Source organism: Enterobacter sp. T1-1 (genome assembly GCF_000710795.1).
Taxonomy (GTDB): domain Bacteria; phylum Pseudomonadota; class Gammaproteobacteria; order Enterobacterales; family Enterobacteriaceae; genus Enterobacter; species Enterobacter cloacae.
This window is the reverse complement of record NZ_JALW01000013.1, coordinates 137,227-143,354: the sequence shown is the minus strand read 5'-3', so window position 1 is coordinate 143,354 and position 6,128 is coordinate 137,227. Positions and strand designations below refer to the sequence as shown.

The window sequence follows — 6,128 nt, the reverse complement described above, 5'->3', positions numbered from 1 at the left end:
TGAGTATGAGCATTAACGGCGGGCAGAATTACGCCTCCGTGCGGCGAATGACGCGCAACGGCGGGAACGACGTGGTGGGATACCGGCTTTACAGCAGCAGTTCACTTGCGGCGAACAGCGAAATAGGGGTCAACCAGGCGATTCCGGTGACCTATACCAACAGCAATAACATCGCGCTGCCGCTGTTTGGCGTGGCGCTATTGACCGGGTTCAGCCCGGCAGGAACCTATTCTGATCAACTTACCGTGACCTTGTCATGGTGATAAAGGGAGAGAGTCGATGACGGCATATTTCAGGCGCATATGTCTGGGAAGTTTGCTGGGGGTGATGGCTCTGGCGGCAGGCCAGGTGCAGGCCGCCGCGACCATTCTGTTATGGCCTATCGATCCGTGGCTGGCGGCTGATGCCAAAGCCACGGAGCTGTGGATCCAGAATCAAGGAAACAGCCCAACCACCATGCAGGTACGCATTGTGCGCTGGAAGCAGGAGGGCGGGTTCGAACGTTACAGTGCCCAGCAGGATGTGGTGGCCAGCCCGCCAATTGTCACCATCGCAGCGGGCAGCAAGCAGCTTATTCGTCTTATCAAACAGGGGACGGTTCCGGTGGGGGTCGAGCAGGCCTACCGCATTATTGTCGATGAAATTCCTCAGCCGGACAACAAAGCCGAACCGGCTATTGGTCTCAAACTGCAGATGCGTTATTCCATTCCCCTTTTTGTCTATGGGCAGGGGATCCCGACAAGCAAAGAGGGGGCGCACCATGCGTTTGTGGATACGCACAACCTCAGCTGGCGGGTAAAAAATGAGGGCGGACAGCCTCACCTGGAGGTTAACAACCGGGGCGATGTACACGTCAGGCTCAGTCAGGTTTCGCTGGTGCAGGGCGGGCAGAAACGTCCTGTTGCTGAGGGATTGCTGGGCTACGTGCTGGCGGGCAGTACCCGCAGCTGGGCCATCCCGGCCGGAATTCGGCAGCCAGACCAGATGCGCGCGCAGATTAACGCCAGGGATGAACAATGGCAGTCGACGCCCGTCAACTGAAACCGGCGATGATGATCCTGCTTTGCGTCACGACCAGCGCCTGGGCAGAACCCGGCGATGACAGTTTACCGCCGCCTCCCGAGGCCCGGGCGGTGAACGATGAGGCGGTTTTTCAGCTTGGCCTCATAGTGAACCACTACGATACCGGTCTGGTGGTGCCCGTGACGCAGCGTAAAGGCGCTTACTTTGTCTCGAGCGCCGATTTGCTGCGTGCCGGGCTGCCGCCGGAGCATGTGCCGACCGGCGAGGTGGATCTCTCATCGCTTGCTCAGGTTCGCGTGGAGTACGACAGCGCCGGACAGCGTCTGCTGCTCAGCGTGCCCCGCGAATGGGTGGCCTCCCGGGTGACCTCCTTTGGCGGGCAAACCGCGCAAAGCAAACCTCACTTTGGGCGCGGGGCGCTGCTGAATTACGATCTTTATACTAACCACACGGAACACGTGGGCGGCCAGGCTTCTCTGTGGCATGAGTTCCGCTACTTCAATGAACGCGGTTCGCTCTCTTCTACCGGTTATGTGCGGAAAAATTTCGCTGGCGATGACGGCCAGCAGGCCGGATATGTGCGCTATGACACCACCCTGCTGGTCACCAACGAAGAGGACGCCACCACCTGGACGGCCGGGGATGTGATCAGCGATGCCCTGAGCTGGAGCTCCAGCGTGCGTATGGGCGGGATAAGCTACGGGCGTGACTTCTCCCTGCGCCCGGATCTGGTGACCTGGCCGCTGCCGGAATTCTCCGGGGAAGCAGCGGTTCCCACCTCGGTCGATCTTTTTATTAATGGCTATCGGTCTGGCTCTACGCAGCTTCAGCCGGGCCCCTTTACCCTGACGAATCTGCCCTATATTAACGGGGCCGGGGACGCGGTGCTGATCACCACCGATGCGCTGGGACGGCAGGTGAGCACTACGCTGCCGTTCTATGTCACCAGCGAACTGCTTAAACGCGGCTTGAGCGATGGGGCGGTGACGCTGGGAAGCCTGCGGCGCAACTACGGGATCGACAATTTTGACTATGGTCCGGCGGCGGGCAGCGGTTCGTATCGCTACGGGGTAACGGACTGGCTGACCCTTGAAGCTCACGCGGAAGGGGCGGAGTCGCTGGCGCTGGGCGGGGCCGGGACGGTGGTGAAGCTCGGGCACTTTGGCGTTGTGAATACCGCGTATACCCAAAGCCGGATGCGCGGCGATGAGGGCGGGCAGATCGCCTGGGGCTATCAGTACAGCACCAGCGATTTTAGCCTTGCCACTCAACATACGCGACGCGATCGCGGCTTTGGCAACCTGGCCCTCTATGACCAGCCGACGATCTATGACGAAAACGACCGGCCTGTCGCCAGCTTCAGCCGCAATACCGATCAATATTCCCTGACTTTTAATCTTGGGCAGTACGGCAATATCGGGGCCGCCTGGATCGGTGTGGAGAGTTTTGACAGCCAGAAAACAGAACTGCTTAACCTCTCATGGAGCCGCAACCTGTGGGGCGCGAGCAGTCTTTACCTCGCCGCAAGCCGTGACCAGCAGCGGGGGGACTGGACGGTTGCACTCTCGTTACAGGTCCCGCTTGGGGAACGGGACAGCGCCGCAGTCACCTTCGAAAACACGCCGGAGGCAGGCAGCACGCAGCGCATCAACTACAACCACTCCATGCCTTCCGATGGCGGGTTAAGCTGGAACATGGCATGGGCGCATCAGTCGCGGGCGAACAATTATCAGCAGGGAACCTTGGGCTGGCGTAACAATAATATCGAAGTGCAGGGCGGGGCCTACGGTGAAAAGGACATGATGACCTGGTGGAGCGAGGCGCTGGGCTCCATTGTGCTGATGGACGGCGAGCTGTTTGCGGCGAATAAAATCAACGACGCCTTTGTGGTGATCAGCACCGATGGTCAACCGGATGTACCCGTCAGCTACGAGAATCAGCCGGTCGGCAAAACGAATCGCAACGGCTATCTGCTGGTGAGCGGCGTGTCGGCCTATTACCCGGCCAGTTACCGCATTGACACCCTCAATCTGCCTGCCGATACGCGTCTGAAAGAGACCGAACGCCGGATTGCGATCCGCCGCCACAGCGGTTATCTGGTGGACTTCCCGATGGAGCAGGAGCGGGTGGCAAGCGTCATTCTGCATGATGCCGAGGGACAGGCCATTCCGGTGGGCAGCCAGGTCAGACGTGCCTCACGCAGCAACGCGGTGGTGGGTTATGACGGGATCGCCTGGCTGGAAAATCTTAGCGACGTCAATTCGCTGGAGGTGATCACCCCGACGGGCAAACGGTGCCAGGCGACGCTGACCGTTGGCGCGAACCCGGAACACAGGCTGCAAACCTACGGGCCGCTGGTATGTCGGGAGGCACGGTGACGCGTTATCTGCTGGTGATTTTGCTGCTCTTCTCCGGTGCCAGCGGCGCGGCCTGCACCGTCAGTACGGTGAATGCGTCGTTTGGCAGCGTGACCTCGTTCGCGCTGAGCGGAACCGGGGAAGTGGAAACCACCGGTACGCTGGTGGTGGCCTGCGATACGGTCCTCAACCTGCTTACCAACGACTCGGTGGCGCTGACTTACACCTCGGCATCGATATTCGCCAACAGTCGCGCCACCCTGAAGCGCACGGACAATGCGGCTATTACCGATGTCATACCCACGCGCCTGTGCGCTGCCTCCGGCTGTGGCGGTAGCAGCGAAGTGCAGATCGGTAATGCCTATACCTGGAGCGGGAACACGCTGCTCGGGCTGCTGGGGTCGAAGCGCTACAACATTCCGCTCTATTTCCGTACGGTGCCGGGGCAGAACGTCTCGGCCGGGCCGTATCAGGTGCTGCTGACATTCAGCATCAATTACAACGTCTGTGCCGTTGGCGCTGCCGGACTTTGCCTGACGCCGCAAACCGGCACGGCCACCACCACGATCCTTCTCAACATGACCGTCACTAACGATTGCAGCACCATGACCACGCCGGACGTGAATTTCAACAGCGCGCCGCTGGTACAAAGTTTTCCCACCGTCTCGCAGGCCATCGCCGTCACCTGCACCAAAGGCAGTACCTATACCATAGGGATTAACAATGGTGCCAATGCGCTGAACAACGTTCGTCGCATGGTGAGCGGCAGTAACTACATGAGTTACGACATCTATAAAGAAGCCACCACCAACCGCTGGGGCAGCAGCGGCACCGAACGCTGGACCAGTGCGACGTCGTCCCAGGTCAGTACCGACGGATTACTGCGTACCTACAATTACACCGCCAAAGTCCTGACCGGGCAGGTCACACTCCCCGCCGGAACCTATACCGATACGCTGATTGTTGACGTGGCGTTCTAACCCCCGCGCTTTTCCCTTTCGCAAATGTAAAGTTCCTGTGGCCTGTGCCGATAACACCGTTAATAAATCTATGAGAAGGTGTTGTATGTTGAACCGTATCCGTGTTGTCACAATGCTCATGATGGTGCTGGTCATTTTCGCACTACTTCAGCTTATCTCCGGTGGGCTTTTTTTCTCGTCGTTAAAACAGAATCAGGACAGTTTCGCCGCCTCAAACGATCTGCGCCTGCAGCAGAGTGAACTCACGTCAACGTGGGATTTGATGCTGCAAACGCGTATCAACCTGAGCCGCTCCTCCGCCCGCATGATGATGGATCCCAATAACCAGCAGAGCAGCGCAAAAACCGATCTGCTGAAAAATGCCCGCGCAACCCTTGCGGATGCCGCAAAGCATTACGACGCCTTTAAGAAGATCGCCCCGCAGCCTGCCATGGAGCAGGTGAGCCAGAATATCGACGAAAAATATAACGCCTACTATGCCGGTCTGACGGAGCTTATCCAGTTCCTGGAGAGCGGCAACATGGACGCCTATTTCGCCCAGCCGACACAAGGAATGCAAAACGCGCTCGGCGCGGCGCTGAGTGAATACGCCAAAGCCAGCGCAGATCTCTACCACTCGGCCTTTACGGAAAGCCAGAATGATTACCGCTTTGCCAAATGGCAGATGGCGGTGATGGCGCTGGCGCTGGCCATTGTGCTGATCGCGGTATGGTACGGCATTCGCCATAGCCTGCTGAACCCACTGGGTCGCGTCATTGCCCATATCCGCGAGATTGCGAGCGGCGATTTGACCAAAACGCTGACCGTCTCCGGGCGGAATGAAATCACCGAACTGGCTAACAGCGTAGACCATATGCAGCGTTCGCTTATCGATACCGTTGCCAACGTGCGTAGCGGCACGGATGCCATCTATACCGGCACCAGCGAAATTGCGATGGGCAATAACGATCTCTCTTCCCGTACCGAACAACAGGCCTCCGCGCTGGAAGAGACCGCGGCCAGCATGGAACAGCTCACCGCCACCGTGAAGCAGAACGCGGATAACGCGCGTCAGGCTTCTCAGCTGGCAGAAAGCGCGTCTGAAACGGCGCAGCGTGGCGGTCGGGTGGTGGATGGTGTGGTGAAAACCATGCATGAAATTGCCGACAGTTCGAAGAAAATCGCTGACATCATCAGCGTGATCGACGGCATTGCCTTCCAGACCAATATCCTGGCGCTGAACGCCGCCGTTGAGGCCGCGCGTGCGGGTGAACAGGGGCGCGGGTTTGCGGTGGTGGCCGGTGAAGTGCGTAATCTCGCCAGCCGCAGCGCTAACGCGGCGAAAGAGATTAAAGCCCTGATTGAAGACTCGGTTTCCCGCGTCGATACCGGCTCCGTGCTGGTGGAAAGCGCAGGGGAGACCATGAATGACATCGTGAATGCCGTTACCCGCGTAACGGACATCATGGGTGAAATCGCCTCTGCCTCTGATGAGCAGAGTCGTGGTATCGACCAGGTTGCCCTGGCGGTATCGGAAATGGATCGCGTGACACAGCAAAACGCCGCTCTGGTGCAGGAGTCCGCCGCGGCGGCCGCTGCGCTGGAAGACCAGGCGAGCCGTCTGAAGATGGCCGTCTCGGCGTTTCGTCTCGCTTCACTCGCTGGAAATACGGTCACCCCGCAAGCCACGTATCGTGCGCCAGCCGCTGAGCCGGCGGCCACGCGTACCCGCGCCGCGACGACCGGACATGATGAAAACTGGGAAACATTTTGACTGACATTTAAACCG

The 6,128-nt window shown here is 59.1% G+C and carries 5 protein-coding genes; all 5 read left to right on the top strand.

Annotated elements, in window-relative coordinates:
* Nucleotides 1-263: spore coat protein U domain-containing protein (locus AK59_RS0106490; protein WP_029882326.1), on the top strand; the 263-nt coding region annotated here is incomplete at its 5' end.
* A 16-nt stretch (nt 264-279) separates the two neighbouring features.
* Nucleotides 280-1,041 (top strand): fimbrial biogenesis chaperone, encoded by a 762-nt coding sequence (locus AK59_RS0106485; RefSeq protein WP_029882325.1) that lies wholly within the window; start codon nt 280-282, stop codon nt 1,039-1,041.
* Nucleotides 1,017-3,401: a fimbria/pilus outer membrane usher protein gene (locus AK59_RS0106480; RefSeq protein WP_029882324.1), complete on the top strand. Its 2,385-nt coding sequence runs from the start codon at nt 1,017-1,019 to the stop codon at nt 3,399-3,401. The genes AK59_RS0106485 and AK59_RS0106480 overlap by 25 nt, the downstream gene beginning before the upstream one ends.
* Entirely contained in the window at nt 3,398-4,360 is a 963-nt protein-coding gene (locus AK59_RS0106475; RefSeq protein WP_029882323.1) for a Csu type fimbrial protein, read from the top strand. Before AK59_RS0106480 ends, AK59_RS0106475 begins: the two co-directional genes overlap by 4 nt.
* An 85-nt stretch (nt 4,361-4,445) precedes the next feature.
* Nucleotides 4,446-6,113 carry a methyl-accepting chemotaxis protein II gene (gene tar / locus AK59_RS0106470; RefSeq protein WP_013096061.1) on the top strand — a complete coding sequence of 556 codons (1,668 nt, stop codon included), beginning with the start codon at nt 4,446-4,448 and terminating at the stop codon, nt 6,111-6,113.
* The last annotated feature ends 15 nt before the right edge of the window (nt 6,114-6,128 follow it).